Source organism: Acetobacter sicerae, assembly GCF_011516765.1.
GTDB lineage: Bacteria > Pseudomonadota > Alphaproteobacteria > Acetobacterales > Acetobacteraceae > Acetobacter > Acetobacter sicerae.
Genome location: NZ_JAAABN010000009.1, coordinates 86,661 through 105,587, shown reverse-complemented (window position 1 = coordinate 105,587; position 18,927 = coordinate 86,661). Strand labels below are relative to the sequence as shown.

At 60.5% G+C, this 18,927-nt stretch carries 9 protein-coding genes; 2 read left to right on the top strand and 7 right to left on the bottom strand.

Annotation, left to right across the window (positions count from 1 at the left end; genetic code table 11):
• Positions 1 to 74: 74 nt before the first annotated feature.
• From GVI59_RS11435 to GVI59_RS11410, 6 genes are all read right to left on the bottom strand, one after another.
• Positions 75 to 1,214 (bottom strand): hypothetical protein, encoded by a 1,140-nt coding sequence (locus tag GVI59_RS11435; protein WP_173574353.1) that lies wholly within the window; start codon positions 1,212 to 1,214, stop codon positions 75 to 77.
• 111 nt (positions 1,215 to 1,325) lie between these two features.
• Entirely contained in the window at positions 1,326 to 4,547 is a 3,222-nt protein-coding gene (locus tag GVI59_RS11430) for a glycosyltransferase (RefSeq protein ID WP_173574352.1), read from the bottom strand.
• Between the two features lie 6 nt (positions 4,548 to 4,553).
• Complete coding sequence (locus GVI59_RS11425; RefSeq protein WP_173574351.1) at positions 4,554 to 6,368, bottom strand: tetratricopeptide repeat protein; 1,815 nt, start codon at positions 6,366 to 6,368, stop codon at positions 4,554 to 4,556.
• Positions 6,369 to 6,526: 158 nt separating this feature from the next.
• On the bottom strand, positions 6,527 to 7,975 hold the full coding sequence (locus GVI59_RS11420) for an HlyD family type I secretion periplasmic adaptor subunit (RefSeq protein WP_173574350.1): 1,449 nt from the start codon (positions 7,973 to 7,975) through the stop codon (positions 6,527 to 6,529).
• 3 nt (positions 7,976 to 7,978) lie between these two features.
• Positions 7,979 to 10,102: a peptidase domain-containing ABC transporter gene (locus tag GVI59_RS11415; protein WP_194299113.1), complete on the bottom strand. Its 2,124-nt coding sequence runs from the start codon at positions 10,100 to 10,102 to the stop codon at positions 7,979 to 7,981.
• A gap of 323 nt (positions 10,103 to 10,425) precedes the next feature.
• Positions 10,426 to 10,857, bottom strand: a complete 432-nt coding sequence (locus GVI59_RS11410; protein WP_173574349.1) for a hypothetical protein — start codon at positions 10,855 to 10,857, stop codon at positions 10,426 to 10,428.
• 244 nt (positions 10,858 to 11,101) lie between these two features.
• On the opposite strand from GVI59_RS11410, the gene metH reads away from it, so the two are divergent.
• Positions 11,102 to 14,617 (top strand): methionine synthase, encoded by a 3,516-nt coding sequence (gene metH / locus GVI59_RS11405; RefSeq protein WP_173574348.1) that lies wholly within the window; start codon positions 11,102 to 11,104, stop codon positions 14,615 to 14,617.
• A 306-nt stretch (positions 14,618 to 14,923) separates the two neighbouring features.
• Entirely contained in the window at positions 14,924 to 17,155 is a 2,232-nt protein-coding gene (locus GVI59_RS11400) for a multicopper oxidase family protein (RefSeq protein ID WP_242013066.1), read from the top strand.
• 191 nt (positions 17,156 to 17,346) lie between these two features.
• On the opposite strand, the gene GVI59_RS11395 is transcribed toward GVI59_RS11400, so the two are convergent.
• Positions 17,347 to 18,882 (bottom strand): amino acid permease, encoded by a 1,536-nt coding sequence (locus GVI59_RS11395; protein WP_173574347.1) that lies wholly within the window; start codon positions 18,880 to 18,882, stop codon positions 17,347 to 17,349.
• Positions 18,883 to 18,927: the final 45 nt, after the last annotated feature.

Genomic DNA, 18,927 nt, shown 5'->3' with positions numbered 1-18,927 from the left:
AAACTGACCTCATAACGGAAACAGGACTGGTGCATGTGAGGAGCAGAAATCCCACTCCTCACATGCAGGCGGCGTCAGCGGCGGCCCGGCTTGCGCTGTGTTGAAGTTTTTGCCGATCTTGCCGAAGCTTTTGTTGTTTTCGGCTGTGTCTTGGGGGTTTTTGCCGAAGAAACCCTGGCTGGCGCAGCAGCTTTCACCGCCGGTTTTGCGGATGCTCTGGCGGCAGGCCGTCCGCGCTTCGCCGGCTTCCTGACCGGAGCAACATCCTCTTCTTCCTCTTCAAGAAGAGCGAGGTCTTCCTCAAGCACATCTTCCAGTTCTTCAGCTTCACGCAGGGCCGCAGCCATCGCCGGATCACGGGGGATGATCGTAACCCGGAAGGCTTCCAGAGGAGCCAGGCTGTCAGATTCAGCCGTCTCATCTTCACCGACCGGACCAATTTCCGTGCCATCCGTGAAGGAAGCCTCAAGCTCGCAGAGATACTCCTCCGCAGCATCACCCTTCAGCCTCACGCGCAGGCCAAGAATCGGCAGCGCCATGCCGCGGCTGCCACAGTATTTGCCACCTTCCGTCCAGGGAGAAAGCCAGCCTTTACCAAGAACAGCCTGATATTCGATGTCTTCGGCCGCAATCAGCTTGCTGGGAGAGATACCGAAACCCTCGATCCAGTAGCGGCTGCCTGGCTTGCCCATCCATTCGCCAAGCATGGCCCCAACATCACCCCGGCGCTGGATGTGCGCACCGACCTCGAACTGCTGCCCCCGCGCCGCAGCGACACCCGTCGGCGCCGGAGAAGGAATATTGGCGACCGCGCCCTGACCCTGCTGCGGAGCAGCCGCGCTGTATGCGGCGGCGACGGGAGCACCCGCCGCATCGCTGAGTCGAACAACCTGAAGACGCGGCGCTTCGTGCGGACTGCCAGCTTCCTGATAGATCGTCACCAGAACCTGCGCCGGCCCCTGCGTGACGCGGATGAGCGCAGCGTTATTCTGACCGCCAAGCCAACCTGTATCGTCAAAGGTCGAGATTGTGACAGCGCCATTCACAAGCGGCGGCTGTGTGAGGCGGACGCCGGGCAGGCCGCGCGGGCTGGGCGGCTCCTGGGACGGCACATGGAAAACGCAGAATAATCCCTGATCAAGTGTCATCAGGTGCCCTGACACTTTCAGGTCGACGACACGATTCTGATTCTGGGACTGGCCACTCTGGGACATAAATTCGTTCCGTAGGTTGTTCTGAATAAGATTTCAGCTATTCCGGGGATATTCTGCCTTACTAAAGCAAGCAGAGAAGGCGGCAATTGATCTGTGTTTGAATATAACTCTTCACGATGACCTTTCGCCTGAGTGCTGACAGAGAGATATCAATATCACGTTAAGCTGCTCTGCCGATATACCAAGCGGCAGGATGTGGCCTCTCCCTGTTGTCCGTATCCGGTCTGCAACAGCTCCCAGATCGAAAGCGGCCGCATTCAGACCCGCCTGCCATGTCACGCCCAGCGCGAAGCACCATGTTTCGGGCCATACCGACGGAATAAATCCATAATCCGGCTGCTGCGCCCGAATCAGCGCAGTCGCTTCCTCTTCCTGATAAAATCCTGTGACATAGACATGTCCGGTTTCCATGAGGGACGCATCGTCAGGCGTATGGCCGACAATCACGTATTCTATGGGGCGCCCCTGCTCACGGGCTTCCCGAGCGGCAGCCAGCAGAACGTCATAACCTTTTTCCTTCCCGATGGCCCCAACCACGCAGACCCGGAAGCGTCCGGGGGTACGCGGCAGACCCATGACGGATTCATGAAAAGACGATGACGAAAAAAGCCGACTGTATCGCGCCAGTGTCAGATCAGGACGGTCATCTTCAAGAGGAGCAATAATCGGGGCAAGCGCGGGAAAATGCCGTCTCATCCGTTGCGCCGTATCGTCGGACGGGACGATCACCGAGCGCGCCGCCTCCAGCTCACGCGCCGACCGCGCGACATACTGGGCAACCGGCATGTCATCATCAACACTGCGGCCCAGAGTCGCCACGCAGTCCTCGCAGGCGGCGTCATCCGGCTCCCCGCAGTAGCGGCGAGTCCTGCCTACAAGGGAGATACGGGGGCAGAACCAGATGTAGTCATGCACATACACATCATAGGGAACGCCAAGCACGGAGGCGATTTCCCGCATGGCCATGTGATGGCCGCTGGCGTGATGCCATTCGATATGATCGACAGGGTCCGCCGTCAGCAGGCGGAGCAGGCGCGACCATTCCGCCGGCAGGCTGAAACGCAGATTCGGAAAAGAAGCAGAAAGAAGATCGTTCCCGTTCGGTCCTCCCTCGATTCGACAGCCTCCCTTGACCGGACGAATCAGAACTGGCCGAACCCCACCTGCTTTCAGCGCGGCTACCCGCTGACGCACGACCCGTTCGACGCCCCCGCCATAATCATGCGTCACCATCAGCACCACAGGCGGTGTCTCACCGGAGGCGGTTTCACGGGAATACAGACGCGCCGCCCGACGCCAGCGCAGGAGATCGATTTTCCGTCGCGCCTCGAACAGCGGATCGGCAGCCACGTGCCCGGCGATCAGTGCGTTGTAATCGGGATAAAGCCGGTTGAGCAGGGCAAGATTGCGCCGGAGCAGGCCGGTACGGGTGGCTCCGAACGAAACTGATCCCACATGCGCAACATATGCTCCGGGAGCGGCGACATTCCGCCATCCGGCCTGAGAGGCGCGCAGGCAGAAATCGTTTTCCTCGCCATAGCCCTGAGCGAACAGATCGGCACGCAGCAGACCTGTCTGCTCCAGACAATCGTGACGGATATAGAGGCAGAACCCGTGCCCTGTCGGAATATCGACGGCCACGCCCTTGTTGGCGGACCGGGCGAGTTTCATCAGGATGGCGGTCTGGTCAGGCGTGGGTGTCGGGTTTGTCTCGACCACATTCGGATAGGACAGAATGGTTGCGTCGTTCGACAGCGGCGTGACCGTACCGATATCCGGCGCACTCCAGGCAACGGCTCGCAATTCCTCAAGCCAGTCGCTGGCGACAAGCGTGTCACTGTTCAGCAGCACGACATCACGGGCGCGGGCCTGACCGGAAAGAGCCGCCTCCAGACCGAGATTGGCTGTGGCGACAAAGCCCCGATTGACCGGATTCTCCTTCACGGTGACGCGTGTGTCTTTCGCAAAACCACGCAGCATGGCCACCATATCCGGCTCCGGCGACGCATCATTGATGACCAGAATTCGGGGGCTGGTGCGGGTTGCGGCAGGCAGCGACGCCAGCACGCTTTCAAGACAGGCCTTTGTGCCTGGCACATCCCGGTAGACCGGAATGACGATCAGCACGGCGGCGCTGGAGCGACTGGCGCTCCTGGATTCTGTCGTGGCAGGCGTCGACGCAGCACCGGTTGAACGGAGCGTCTTGCGAGAAGCCTGTTTTTTGCCTCTGGAAACTGGACGCGCATGTCCCGCCTCAAGCGGACTGCCTGTCAGATCACGCCCAGTCTCATCGACGATTCGAATCGGACCAGAAGGTAGATCCTCGCCTGACAGGGCGATCTGTCGGAACCGGGACAACGGAATATCGGAGCTGGCGTCCGGTGAGAAATCCTCCGCCGTAAAGCTCATGAGCTCGCGGTCTGTGACGACCTCAATAACGCGCAGGGAAGGCGCCCGATCCGGGTTGGCCGGATGCCACACCCATCCGACAACGCCCTCTGCCGTCGCTTCAACCAGTCCTTCGACCCGCATGGCCACGGAAGGACAAAGCGGGCTGCCCGGTAGCGAATGGCCATCCCACAGAACGTCCAGACGATCCGTGTTCCAGAAATCATCCAGCATGTCCGGATACAGCAGGCCGGTTTCATCCCGTAGAACCGGGCAGATTTCTCCGTCGGCAAGGACAGTCAGCCGGTCGGACACCGGAGCGGGCTGTTTTTTACGACGGGCCGGGCGATGGCCATCACTGGCCGCAAGCAGGCGACTTATGTCCCCCCCCACCCTGATGGTGCCCTGATCGTCCAGCCCGCACCAGCCGGGACAGCCTGCCGCCGCCATGATCCGGTCCGCCAGAATCCCCATGTCTTCTGTGCAGACATGATGCGAGAGCGCTTTTTTCAACGCACCGACCGCCGCTTCCGCCTGCCCCTGTCTGAAGCAGGCGGCGGCGAGCATGCACCAGAGCCGCGCCACGTCATGGCGAGCAGTCAAAGCCTCAAGAAGAGTGATCGCTCCCGTCCCATTGCCGCAGGCCTGTCGGACCACGGCGAGAAGAAGCATCACATTCGGACTGTCGGACGCCATCCGGTGGGCACGTTCCAGCCATCCGAGCGCGCCTACCGTATCGCCGGCCTTCCAGCAGGCTTCACCCCGGTCGAACGAATTCTGGGCCTGCTCACACGCCCATTTTTCCCAGTTCTCCCGGTCCTGCGGCGTTATCAGGCCCGCTATGGTCGCATCGTTGTCATCCGCAATCTCTGCACTCAGAGCTTCCGCCGCCGCCGTCCGGGAAGAAGACCGGGCGCGACCTCTGACTGTCGAGCGTCTGGCCAACGATCCCTAACCAACGGCCGGATGAGAGTCGGCGGGATGAGAATCCGCTTCAGAAGCAACAGGCTCTTCCGGCTTCGCTTCCCGCAGCGGGAATTTCAGCTGCGCCATGTCTGCACTGGCCTGCGTCAGACCGGCTGCCTCAGCCTTGCGATACCAGATCAGCCCTTCTTCCATGTCGGGCTCCCCGACAAGACCACGCGTCAGGTAACGCCCCATCATCAGCTGCGCGCCGACATGCCCGCGTTCGGCCGCCTGCCGGAACCATTCAAGAGCCTGCTGCCGGTCTTCGGGAATGTCATGTCCTCCGCCCAACATGGCGCCCAGCGCGAACATGCTGTTGGCGTTACCCTGCTTGGCGGCCCGTTCGAACATGGTGAACGCTTCCGCGTGATCCGCAGGACCACCCTCACCCGCAACCAGCATCTGTGCGTAATGATGCTCGGCATCCGCCATGCCCTCGACCGCCGCCTTGCGAATCCATTCGCGCCCTTCTTCGGGGTTGGCGGTGACACCGCGACCGTCGATCAGCATCCGGCCGTACCAGTACTGTGCGTTGATGATCCCTTCAGCCGCCTTGCGCATCCAGTGCGCCGCCTGCTCCTCATTCCGTTCCGTGCCGACGCCCTCGGCGAGGCAGACTCCGAAATTGAAGGCCGCGATCAGATCACCCGAATGGGCCGCCTTTTCATACAGCGCCCGGGTCGCCTGCCTGTCCTCGGCTGTGCCACCCCCCATCAGGAGCAGATTGCCCAGATCGGCGGAACTGGCCGAATCCCCTTTTTCCGAAGCATAGCGGAACCACTTGGCTGCCTCATCCTCATCGCGAGTGATGCCGGCTCCCGTGAGATACAGCATCCCGAGAGCGCGGGCGGAGGCGGCATGGCCGCCCTCTGCGGCGCGACGGTACCAGTTCGCCGCTTCCAGATAATTGGGAGACAGATCATCGCCACGCGCATGGATGTCGCCCAGCAGCGCGCAGGCTTCCAGATCGCCAGCGAGCGCAGCCTTACGCAGCCACGTCTCGCCTTTCGAGGTATCCTTTTCAATGCCGCGTCCCTCAAGGAGGGCAAGCCCATAACGGGCCTGCGCGGAGCGGACATTATGGGCAGCCGCCTTACCGTAGCACTCGGTGGCTGCAACCGGGTCCTGAGGCGCGCCCGCCCCCCGCTCATAGGCGATGCCCATGAGATAGAGGGCCGAACCGACATTGGCGTCGGCTGCAATCTTGAGATGCTCGATCGCCTCGGCAAGCTCCGCATCCGACTGGGCGGAATGCAGTCCTGCCAGTCCGAGACCCAGATGTCCCTGCGGACTGCCGCCCTCGGCGGCCCGCTTGTACCAGACAAGGGATTCTTCCGGATTGCGAAGGTCTTCCGGCCCCGTGTTAAGCACATAGCCGTAAAGCGCTTGGGCGTCCGGATTCCCGGCATCCGCCGCAAGTTTCGCCCAATGCGCCGCCCGATGGAAATTGGGCTGCCCGGTCACATTCTGCGCAACGTCCGTCAGATTGAAGGAATCGTTCTCGACAGCTTCCGGCAGACCGACCAGATACAGCGTCGCGAGTACGAACTGTGCTTCAATCCATTCAGCTTCCGCCGCCCTGCGGAGCCATCGGCCACCTTCCACCAGATCACGTGGAATACCGATGCCATCGAGATAGAGACGGGCGAGACGGAACTGCGCCTCCGGCATGCCCGTCTGGGCAGCGGCGCTGATTTCGGCAAAGCCCCCCGCGAAATCCTCGGCTTCAATAAGCTGGAGACCATACTGAAGCCGCTTCTCGGGAGAGCGGCGGGTAAACAGGCGTGAAAGCAGACTCAAGAGCAGTCCTCCCCGGGCGTGGCTGGATCGGCAGAATACCGCTGGATGATCATCATGTGCGACAGCCCGCACAGACTGTCAGATAAGCCGCTCCGGATAGACAGGCCCCGGTCGTGAGCGGTGAACGACCGGAGCAGGCAGACAAGATCAGATATCCGTTATGGCTCCCTCATGCCATCGGTGACCAGAGGCATGATGCTGTTGAGCAGGAACTGCATCACGGTGCGCTTGCCCACCTGAATGTCCGCTGTCACGGGCATGCCTGGGTGAGGATGGAAGAAGGACGGCACGCCATGCAGTGTGTACCGGTCTACGCGGAGACGAACACGGTAATAGGCCTGTTGCGCCGCGCTGGGGTCCGAGGACTGTGACTGAGATCCACCACCGCCGCCACCTGCGCCACCCTGCGCACTGAAGGAGTCGGCGCTGATTTCACGAACCGTCGCGTCGGCTCCACCATACTGGGCGAAGGGGAAGGTCGCGAATTTCAGCAGGGCCTTGTCGCCCAGCTGCACGAAGCCGGCTTCCGAACCGTTGAGATGCGCCTCGACCTCCAGACCGCTGCCGACCGGCACCAGCGTCATGAGTTCGTTGCCGGTCGTGATGACCGATCCGATCGACATCTTGGCGATTGTCAGAACGATGGAATCTTCGCCGGCAACCAGCGTCGTCATGCTCTTGCGGAGTCTGGCCTTGCGGTAATTGCTTTCCGCCTCGGAAAGATGGCGCTGCCCATCACTGAGATCGTGATAGATCTGGGCTTTCCATGTCTCGATGTAGTTCTGTCGCTCGGAAGCCAGCGCACGGATCTTGCTGCGGGCGCTGGCGGCCTGCTGCTGCGCTCCGATCTGGGACCGTTCATTCTCCATCAGTTCGCTCTGCGCGCCCAGTGTGGAGAGACGGCTGCCCACCTGATCCTGCTGCAGACGCAGGCGCATGGTGTGAACATCACGAGCGACCTTGGCCTTGGCGCCGAACATCGCCGCATTGGCCAGAAAACCCTGAAGGTCACTGGTCTGCGAGGCGATCTGTTCCTGATAATTGTTCACCTTCGCGTCGAACTCGGCCTTGCGGCGCAGGAACGTCGCAGCCTCCTGCGTTGTCGCCGGGTTGCTCGGGTCAGGCACGTAATCACGGCCTTCCGCTTCGGCGCTCAGACGATCCACTTCAGCGGAATAGCTCTGGCTCAGTGCCCGCATATTCTCGATATCGGCGTCGCTGATGGTCGGATCGAGATGGGTGAGCACCTGTCCTTTATGGACGAAGTCCCCCTCATGCACGTCGATGCTGCGGATGATCGACGTTTCCAGCGGCTGGACCACGAGGGTCTGCTGGGTCGAGACGATCTTGCCGGGCGTCGTCACCACGCGATTGAGCGGAAACACGCTCATGATGATCACACTGGCGAGCGTAAGGCCGCCAATCAGCCACGTAATGTACTGGGCGGTCGCCGTGGGCGGCATGTTGACCAGCGCAGCGCTTGGTGAATGGAATTCAAGCAGCGCCGGAGGCAGGTCATTCGGAGCAAAAGGGTCTGTCGCTTCTGGAAGGAAGTCCGGGGATTTCTCTTCATCACCGGAAGCGGGCACAACGTCCTGTTGGGTCATCGGTCACTCTCCTTCCGCGATCAGCGGAGCATCGGCGGGGGCACTGGGACCGGATCGCCCTTCCGTGTGGCGGTTCTGCTGCATCCAGAGGGTCCGGTAAATCGTGCAGCGCTCGAGAAGAATCTCATGAGGGGCGATATCGACCACGCGCCCGCGATCCATTACCAGAATCATGTCACAGTTCACCAGAGAGGACAGACGATGGGAGACGATCACCATCGTGCGTCCCTTGCCGATCCGCTCCAGATTGGCGTTCACCAGCGCTTCACTCTCGGGATCGAGCGCTGAGGTCGCCTCGTCGAGAATCATCAGCTTCGGATCGCAGATCACGGCGCGGGCGATGGCGAGACGCTGACGCTGACCACCGGAAATGTTGGTCGAGCCTTCTTCGATCCAGGTATCGTAACCCGCGGGCATCCGTTCGATGAACTCTTCCGCACCCGCAAGACGGGCGGCGCGCACGACATCGTCGATGGTCAGGCCGGGACGACCGGCTGTAATATTCTCCCGAATCGTGCCACGGAACAGGAAGTTGTCCTGCAACACCACGCCGAACGAGCGACGCAGATGGGTCAGGTTGATTTCACGCAGATCCACGCCGTCCAGTTTCAGGTAACCGGTATAGGACCGGCTCACACCCTGAAGCAGTCGGGTGATGGTCGATTTACCTGAACCCGAACGCCCCACCAGACCCAGCATCGTTCCGGCCGGAATCTCGAAGCTGACGTCGTTCAGGGCCTTCGCCGTGGACCCCGGATAAACGAAGTTCACGTCAAGAAAGGACAGGGCTCCCTTGATGCGCGGACGCATGCCGGTCGTCAGGGCCTTGGTCTCTGTCGGCTGGTTCAGCACCGTGCCCGCTTCCGCGAGCGAGGCGGTGACCTCGTTCAGGTCATCGAGCAGCTTGGCGAGATTCGTCAGCGGAGACGCCACACGACCACCGAGCATCATGAAGGCGACGAGCGCACCAGCCCCCACGGACGCAGCGTCCGTCAGCACAAGATAGGCACCGACAAGGATCACACCACGGTTGATGAACATTTCCAGCGGCATGCTGAGGCTGGTCGGCCAGTTGGACATACGTCCAACATCCAGCTTGGCCTGCACCACGCCCGCCGTGCACTCATCCCACTCTTCCTTGCGGGACGTCTCAAGAGCGAGGGTCTTGATGGTCCGGATACCGGCGACGGTTTCATACATCACGCCGGAACGCTTCATCTCGGCCTTGATGAGCTTGCCGATCTGGCGACCGACAGGTCCCATGAAGACGACAACCAGAAGGCCGATGAGCCCCGAAGCCGCGATGGTCATCCAGGCCAGTGTCGAGCTCAGATAGAACAGGAACGGCAGGATGACGACCAGCGTGAACATGTCGAGGAAGGTCGACATGAGACGGCCGGTCATGAAGTCACGGACCTTGTAGATGGCCATGACACGACCGATGACGTTACCGGCCTGCTCACGCTCGAAGAATTCGAGGGGCAGCGCCAGCAGACGGTTGAACAGATGCAGCGAAATCCGGGTGTCGATACGCGTCGTCAGAACGAGCGTCAGTTCGCGCCGGCCGTAGGACAGCAGGACTTCATAGAAGGACAGAACCAGCACGATGGCGGTGATCGAGACCAGCGTCGCCATGGAGCGGTTGTTCACCACGCGGTCGATGACCTGCATGACGATGAGCGGCGGGAAGATCTGCAGGATACTGAGCGTCATCGAGGCGATGGCGATATCACGCAGCGACTTTTTCTCGCGCAGCACCATCTTGGCGAGCCACGCCGCATTGATCGGCGCGTCGGCTTCTGACTGGTCCTTGCGACGCTTGATCAGCAGGATATCGCCGGTCCAGACCTGATTGAGCCGCATCTCGTCGACCGGAACCGGCGCGACGCCCTCTCCGGCCATCGGATCGCGCAGCCAGACGATGCCGCGGGCGGCGTCGGCGTTCACCATCAGCGCAGCAGATCCGTCGCGGAACATGAGAACGATCGGCGGCGAGTTGCTCATCTTGACGAGGTATCGCCACTTGATGTTCATCCCCTTCGCCACGGCGCCCTGATCGGTCAGCCAGCGAACGAGCGTTGCCGGAGAAGGACTGCTCTCACCCGGTTCGCCGGCGAAATCCCGCATATCCAGTTCGAGACCGTGAAAGCGGGCTGCGGCGATGGTGGCTTGCAACCGGATAATGGAAGGCGCCGGTCTGTCGGTCTGGGGATTGGGAGTGCCGTTCGCGTTATCGACTGAAGCCACAGATCGTCCTCTATAAAACGTGCCCGCGTTTCACTGTGCAGGAAACGCTGAACGGCCTCTACCACACAAAACGTGTGACCGCTGCCCTCGATATGCCGTGCGGATGATTTCCTGTCTCCCGGAAATTTAACTTCCGGAAACTAAATCGCATTGTTCCACAAAATCATTGAAGGCGTATTACCGCCAGAAAGAATGATTTTTGGTTACTGCTCCACCTCGATACTGAACATATTTCCCAGAAACGGGCTGCTTTTCAGTCCTTCGGCCACGGCATGCTGCTGTTCCGGGGAAACAACGAGAGCAATGTGGCGAAAGAATGTACAGTTTCCCCGCGCACGTTCCTGAATGAGAGAAAGCAGGCGATTGACCAGCACCGGTCGGCCCACGCAACAGGCGCATGAACTGTCATGACGCGCCAGCTCACCAGTCGTAACTGACGTCACACCAGGAGAAAATGATGTTTTTTTGACCGACAGACCTGAAAAACGACGGTTTTCAGGAGCGGGCCGCTCAACCTGCGCCCATCCTTCTCCGGGAAGCCTCTCGCCCGTTGTGTCGAGCAGAAAAGTCGTACGACGACGCTCCTCTGCCCACAACGCTGATTTGGCCGGTTCGGTGATGGTCAGGGGAATCAAGGTGGGTCATTCTGTAATCAGGAAAAATATCCTGCCGCAGGGTAAGGTATTCCGCTCTCCGTTTCAAATACTGTCAGACATACAGTGACTTGGGACAGCGTCCTGTCCGGTTTGCGTCACTGGCCGAACCCGGATGCCTCACCGAATGGTCGTTTCTCTGGACAGGACCGGAGCCCTCTGGAATAACCGCCGTCCTCTCCCGTATCACGCGGGTTGCTTCCTCCGAATATCCGGTAGTCCATAAATGACCTCCTCAAGCTCTTCCCGTCCCCCGCTGCTCGAAGCCCTGCAGGAACAGGTGTTGCTGTGTGACGGCGGCATGGGATCACGCGTGCAGGCGCTCGATCTTGAAACCGAGCGGGACTACTGGGGACAGGAGAACTGCACCGAGATTCTCAACCTGTCGCGTCCGGAACTGGTGCGCGAAATCCATCGCGGCTACTTCGAGGCCGGGGCGGACATGGTGGAGACCAACAGCTTCGGCGGGTCTCCGATCACGCTGGCGGAGTTCGATCTTCAGGACCGCGCCCGCGAGATCAACCGCATTGCGGGCACGCTGGCGCGTGAGGCCGCCGACCAGTTCGATGACGGGCGTCATCGCTACGTGCTCGGCTCCATCGGTCCCGGCACCAAGCTGCCTTCTCTGGGCAACATCGATTACGACACGCTGGAAGCCGGTCTGGCCGAGCAGGGACGCGGGCTGATCGAGGGTGGCGTCGACGCCTTCCTGATCGAAACCTGTCAGGACACGCTCCAGATCAAGGCGGCCGTCAACGGCATGAAGATCGCCCGCGCCGAGATGGGCGTGAACACGCCGATCTTCGTACAGGTCACGGTCGAGACCACCGGCACGCTGCTGGTCGGACCGGACATCGCCGCCGCCGCGACGGTGGTGGAGAGCCTCGATGTGGATCTGATCGGGCTGAACTGCGCCACGGGTCCGCAGGAGATGGCCGAGCATGTCCGCTGGCTGGCCGAGAACTGGCCGCGCCTGATCTCGGTGCTGCCGAACGCAGGCCTGCCGGAGCTGGTCAACGGCCAGACGCACTATCCGCTCAGCCCGGAAGAGATGGCGCTGTGGATGGAGCGCTTCATCATCGAGGACGGGCTGAACATGATCGGCGGCTGCTGTGGCACGTCCACGCCGCATATCGCGGCGCTCGACGCCATGCTGCGGAGCCGTGCGCCGTCCGGAAAGCATCGTCCGGCGCCGACGAAGCGCAACCCGACATGGGTGCCGTCCGTCGCCAGCCTCTACAGCCAGACGCCGCTGCGTCAGGAAAACGCCTATTTCTCCATCGGCGAGCGCTGCAACGCCAACGGGTCGAAGAAATGGCGTGAGCTTCAGGAAGCGCATGACTGGGATGGCTGCGTGGCCGTCGGGCGTGAGCAGGTGGCGGAAGGGTCCAACTCGCTGGATGTCTGCACGGCCTTTGTCGGGCGTGACGAGAAGGCGGAAATGGACGAGGTCATCCGCCGTTTCACCTCCTCGGTAAACGCGCCGCTGGTGATCGACTCCACGGAAACGCCGGTCATCGAATCGGCGCTGAAGCTGCATGGCGGCAAGCCGATCATCAACTCGATCAATTTCGAGGATGGCGAGGCGATTGCCCATGACCGCATGAAGCTGGCCCGCAAGTTCGGCGCGGCTGTCGTGGCTCTGACCATCGACGAAGTCGGCATGGCGAAGACGGCGGAAGACAAGCTCCGTATCGCCACGCGGCTGGTGGAATTCGCGTGTGACCAGTACGGTCTGCCGCAGTCGGATCTGCTGATCGATCCGCTGACCTTCACCATCGCCACCGGCGTGGAAGATGACCGCAAGCTGGGTCAGTGGACGCTGGAAGGCATCCGCATGATCCGGGAGAAATTCCCGGACATTCAGATCATCCTCGGTCTGTCGAACATCTCCTTCGGCCTGAACCCGGCAGCCCGCGCGGTGCTGAACTCCGTGTTCCTCGATCACGCCGTGAAGGCGGGCATGACGGGCGCGATCGTGCATGTGTCCAAAATCCGTCCGCTGCACCTGATTCCCGCCGAGGAAGTGAAGGTCGCGGAAGACCTGATCTTCGACCGTCGTGGCGAGGACTACGATCCGCTTCAGAAATTCCTGTCGCTTTTTGAGGGACGGAAGGCGGCGGATGTCGCCAAGAAGGCGAAAGCCGAGACCGCGCCGGAGCGTCTGAAGGACCGCATTGTCGATGGTGACCGCAAGGGGCTTGAGGCCGACCTTGAGGAAGCCATGAAGGAGATGCCGCCGATCGACATCATCAACAACGTGCTGCTCGACGGCATGAAAGTGGTGGGTGAACTGTTCGGCTCCGGCAAGATGCAGCTTCCGTTCGTGCTTCAGTCCGCCGAGACGATGAAGGCCGCGGTTGCGTGGCTTGAGCCGCATATGGAGCGTGTCGAAGGGCAGGCGCGCGGCACGATCGTGCTGGCGACCGTGAAGGGCGACGTGCACGATATCGGCAAGAATCTCGTGGACATCATCCTGACCAACAACGGCTATCGGGTGGTCAATCTCGGCATCAAGGTGCCGGTAGCGGACATGATCGAATCCGCCCGCGCCGAGAAGGCCGACGCGATCGGCATGTCCGGGCTTCTGGTGAAATCCACGGTCATCATGCGCGAGAACCTTCAGGAGATCGACCGGCAGGGGATCGAGCTTCCGGTCATTCTCGGGGGCGCGGCGCTGACCCGCAATTATGTCGAGGACGACTGCGCCGCCGCCTATGGCACGCATGGTCGTGTGGCCTATGCCCGCGATGCGTTCGACGGCCTCTCGCTGATGGACGTGGTCGCGCAGGGCAAGTTCGACGATTACGCCGCCGCCATCGCCAAGCGGCGTGAAGGCAAGGCGAAACGCTCCACGCCGCGCACGCCGGAAGCCGCCGAGGAACGCGGATTCGGGCCGGTGGATGTGGTTGCCGCGCAGGCGCGTCGTCGGCGCGTCACGAAGGACGAGCCGGTCATCACGCCGCCGTTCTGGGGGCCGCGCGTGGTCGAGGCCGAGACCAACGCGGTGCTGCCGTTCCTCAATGAACGCTCACTCTATCAGTTCCAGTGGGGTTTCAAGAAGCAGGGCCGCACGCTGGAGGATTTCCTCAGCTGGGCGCGTCAGGAACTGCGGCCCGTGCTGCGTCGGATGCTGACGCTGTGCGAGGCGGAAGACATCCTCAAGCCGCGTGCTGCTTACGGTTACTGGAAGGCCGCCGGTCAGGGGAGTGACCTGATCCTGTTCGCAGAAGACGGGCAGACCGAGGTGGCCCGCTTCACCATGCCGCGCCAGCCACGTGAGAACGGCGAGTGCATCGCCGACTTCGTGCGTGACGTGGATGACGCCGAGCGGGACGTGATCGGGTTGCAGGTGGTGACGGTCGGGCAGAAAGCCTCCGACATGGCCCGCGAGTGGTTCGAGCAGAACCGTTATCAGGACTATCTCTATCTGCACGGCCTGTCGGTGGAAGTGGCCGAGGCAATGGCGGAATACACGCACAAGCGTATTCGCGCCGAACTCGGTTTTTCCGGCGAGGACGCGCGCGACATGGACAAGCTTCTGTCGCAGGGTTATCGCGGCTCGCGCTATTCGTTCGGCTATCCCGCCTGCCCGCGTCTGGAAGATCAGGAACCGATCCTGAAACTGCTGGATGCGGAGAAGATCGGTATATCGCTGTCGGACGGCTATCAGTTGCATCCGGAGCAGTCGACTTCGGCGCTGGTGATCCTGAATCCACGGGCGAAATACTTCACGGTGTAAGTATTCGTCCGGCTTATCGGAAGACTGCCTGTAAACAGTCTTCCGATGACAGGATATTAAACGTTTTCTGGGTGACGCCTTTTTAAAAAGCGCTGTTCTACAAGGCTTTCCGGAAAAAGCTTCACCAGAAACCTTCTTATAATTTCATGATGTATCACGCAGGGTCTTTTAATAAGCGACCATCCGGAACAGTCGTGTCATCAGAACATCATCGAACTGTCACTCTGCGTCACAAATGATGGATTTAAACCCCCTGCTGGGAATCGCCTTTAACAATCAAGGTGATGAAATCGCTGTGGGTTTCTCATGTCGTTGCAAAAACTCTACTGTACAGGGGTGCTGGCCAGTTCCGCCCTGTTCTGCCTCCCATCTGCGCCAACTCACGCGCAGATCATGTTTCCTGAAGTAAAAGACCGGGATTTCCCTGCTTTCAACCACGCCTTCAGAGAACCATCCCATCCCGGTTTCTGGTCGTCGCATCTGCGGGAAACACAGTCGAACTGCGGAGCCGACACGGTCAGACGTTCCGGCACGACAGTCACGGCCGATCTGACACTGGCCTATTCACACAATCACATCTGGAATCCACAGGAAAACGCAAACGACCCCGTACGGCTGCGCTCCTATAACGGCTGCCTCGCCGCACCGACGATCGTGGTCTCGCCGGGCGATGAACTGCGGATCAATCTTCAGAACAACCTTCCTGTCGATCCTGCTTCAGACTGTCCAAAAACCCTGAATACGCCAGCATGTTTCAACCGGCAGAACCTGCATCTTCACGGCATGCACGTCTCGCCGGAAGGTCATGCCGACAATGTCATGCACACAGTGATGCCCGCAGGCGGCACATGGGATTATCGTTACGCCATCCCTGCGACTCATGCGGCCGGAACATTCTGGTATCACGCGCATCAACACGGCGCGACATCGATCGGCGTGGCGAGCGGTGAAGAGGGGGCGCTGATTGTTCGGGGCAGACGACGCTATGCAGACCGCTCCCGGAATGGCGGGGTCGTGGACATCGACACGGTGCTCCATGACCGTTACGGAACGCCAGTTGCCGAACGCATCATGCTGTTCGAGCAGATCCCCTATGGCTGTTTCAGTGATGCGACACACAGGACCCTGCTTCAGGACAGCGCGACAGGAAGCTGGACCTGCCCGAAAGGCGCCGAAGGCGGTGTGGAGAATTTCCGCAGCCAGTTCATCAGCAGCCGCCCGAATGCCGACGGCACCAGTCGTGACGCATGGATGCTCTCCGGGCGCTACACCCTTGTGAACGGAGAGACGCAGCCTGTCCTGCATGTAAGGACAGGCGATGTGGAACGGTGGCGCATGATCGCCGGAGGCGTGCATGACACGCTCAACGTGCAGATTGTGAAAGCACGTTCAGGAGACAGCGAAAAACACCTCAGGCTTCCGCGTTACGCCCGACAGTCCGGCTCGGAAATGACCTGCGATGGAGAAACAGTAGGGCAGTATGAAATCGCTGCGGACGGGCTGACCCGACAGAACATCTCACGCAAGGACATCAATTATCTCTATCCCGGCCAGCGCAGCGACGCGCTCGTGACATTCCGTCAACCGGGGCTTTACTGCATTGTCGATCAGGGTGGCGACACGCTGAACACGATCGTTCCGCGAAGGTCGCGCCCGCAAGGCAAATCCCCATCCGTGATCGCCGTCGTGTCTGTTGATGATGGCGACATGGTCCATACGGAGCGGCAGAGCGAGACAACACAGATTCGCCGCTTATTGCAGGAAGGTTCGGCAGGTCTGCCCGCGTTTGTAAAAGCGCGCCTCGTGCGCTTCGATCTTTCCGATTTCGCTTACTTTCCGGAAGGAATGACGCCGGGTCAGGATCTTTCCGATCTCTCCATCACCCGTCACCCCACGGCTTTCTTTGGCTCCCTGACGATGCCACTGGCCTCCGGTGCGGTCCTGCCTCCGGGTCAGGCCATGCCGGACACGAGCATCAACGGCATGATCGGCCTTGTCCAGAATGAACTGGTGACGGTCGACGGCACGAGCGCGTTACCATTCAGCATGGACCCGACCCATATTTACCATGTGCATCTTGGCGACGTGGATGAATGGCGGATCGGCGCTCGCACCATGGGGACCGGCACCGCCGCCGGGCAGCATGTCTTCCACATTCACGTCAATCCCGTGGAGATCATGGATATCATCGACGACAATACCGGTGAGTCGATCTTCATGTCGGGCGGTCGCTGCAAGCTGAAATATCGCCTGAAGAATGAAAATGACGCAGACGACACGGATTACAGCCCCGAATTCTGTGACCAGTATCACGTGTTTCGAGATTCACTCTTTGTGAAGCCGGGTTTCACAACAGTTGTGCGCACGCGCTACGAGGATTTTACCGGTGACGCGATGCTGCATTGCCACATTCTCGATCATGAAGATCAGGGAATGATGACTTACGTGTCGATTGATGGGGATCAGCAGAAGCAGATGAGTTCCATGCCTGCGGAAGAAATGTCCGCCATGGAACATGAACACTCCGGAGCAATGTAAGAACGCATCGAAGCAGAAAGGACCGGAGCCAACCGGTCCTCCTCTGTTTTGCCTTGCGGACCACGACGATGGTGGTTTCGCATCCGCGTCTTTCACACCACAGGACCAGACAGTCCCGTGGTCATTCGGTCAGACGAAAAAGACTGACCGAATCCAGAAATCGTCTCCGCAAAAACGGGGAAAAGAAAAACTCAGGTTCTGGCGCTCAGTTCCTCGGCAATCTCTTCCTCCAGCATGCTGTCTGTTGCTGTCGGCGCAAGCCCACCCAGCGGCGGCCCCTTGAAGCGCTTCTTCTCGACGAGGAACCACCCGGCCAGCAGCACGACGACAATACCCACCACATAGCTGATCAGAATGTCGTTGGGCGGCTGGATACCGATCCAGACCAGCATCAGCGAGCCCAGAACCGTTATGACCGCGAACGGTGTGGACAGCGATCCCAGACGGAACGGCCCTGTCATCACATCGCGCTTGCGCTGCGCCAGAATTCCCGCGCCGATCGGCATGGCGTAGGAAACATACAGGAAGATGGCGCAACCTGCCGCCAACGCCGCGAAGGCGGAAGAGTAGAGCGTCACGGCGCAGGACAGAACCGCCACCAGCCAGATGGCCGGAACCGGCGTGCGGTAGGTCGGGCTGACATAGCGCCACAGCTTGGAGCCCGGCAGTCCGCCGTCACGACCGAAAGCGAACACCATGCGGGACGTGGAGGTCATACCAGCCAGCGCGCAGAGATAGTTGGCGACGACAATCATCACATACATCAGACTGCGCAGCCAGCTCGGCACGGGAAGCTGTGCGAGCAGGTTGAAGAACACATCGCCGCCCTGAGAAGCGGACGCAGTCGGATCAGGCATGGCGAGCACGAAGGAGCAGACCATGATGAAACCGAACAGGCCTGAAATCAGAACGGCGTTGATCATGCCACGCGGCACGACATTCCGTGCGTCGATCGTCTCTTCCGCCACATGAGCCGAGGCGTCAAAGCCTGTGATGGTATAGGCCGGAAGAATCAGCGACAGGCAGAACGCATAGATCAGACTGTCGGAGTGAGGGAAGACGTCGCCACCCGCAGCGCCCGTGTTGTTCACGATGGTGAGCAGCCGCTCCCAGTGGAAACCCGGTGCGCAATACAGCATCATGACGGTCAGCAGCACAGCTGCGAACAGGATCAGATAACCGGAAAAGTCCGTCAGGATCTTCGTGATCCTGATGCCGACATGATTGAACAGCGCCTGTGATGCCGCAATCAGGGAAACACCCACGATCTGGTGCCCGTAGCCCCAGCCCGAGACATCCACACCGAAAATATTGCCCAGGATCAGCTGTGTGAACAGCGTGTAAGCGCCGACATTCACGGACGCCAGCACGAAGATCAGGCCAAGCAGATTCACCCACGCCGTAGCCCAGCCCCAGCCGCGCCCCCCGAGGATGGACGACCAGTGATACAGACCGCCCGCAGTCGGATAGGCCGAGGCAATCTGCCCCATGGAACAGGCGACGATGGTGGCGAATATCGTTCCCACAATCCAGCCCACGGCGACGCCAAAGCCACCAAGCGATGAAAAACCAAGCTGGAACGAAGTGATGCCGCCAGCGAGAATACAGATGATGGAAAAGGAAATGGCGAAGTTGGAGAAGCCTTTCATGCTCCTCGAAAGTTCCTGGGCGTAACCCATGGAGGCGAGTACGCCTGCGTCCTCGTCACTATGGTTGTTGGTCTCCATTGAGAGATCCTCTGCTGTTCATGTCCCGGCATGTCGGCCGTCGTC

Coding starts and splice junctions, on each gene's coding strand:
- GVI59_RS11420 (WP_173574350.1), bottom strand. CDS start 7,975: ATGACCCAACAGGACGTTGTGCCCGCTTCCGGTGATGAAGAGAAATCC.
- metH (WP_173574348.1), top strand. CDS start 11,102: ATGACCTCCTCAAGCTCTTCCCGTCCCCCGCTGCTCGAAGCCCTGCAG.
- GVI59_RS11415 (WP_194299113.1), bottom strand. CDS start 10,102: ATGCGGGATTTCGCCGGCGAACCGGGTGAGAGCAGTCCTTCTCCGGCA.
- GVI59_RS11435 (WP_173574353.1), bottom strand. CDS start 1,214: ATGTCCCAGAGTGGCCAGTCCCAGAATCAGAATCGTGTCGTCGACCTG.
- GVI59_RS11400 (WP_242013066.1), top strand. CDS start 14,924: ATGTCGTTGCAAAAACTCTACTGTACAGGGGTGCTGGCCAGTTCCGCC.
- GVI59_RS11395 (WP_173574347.1), bottom strand. CDS start 18,882: ATGGAGACCAACAACCATAGTGACGAGGACGCAGGCGTACTCGCCTCC.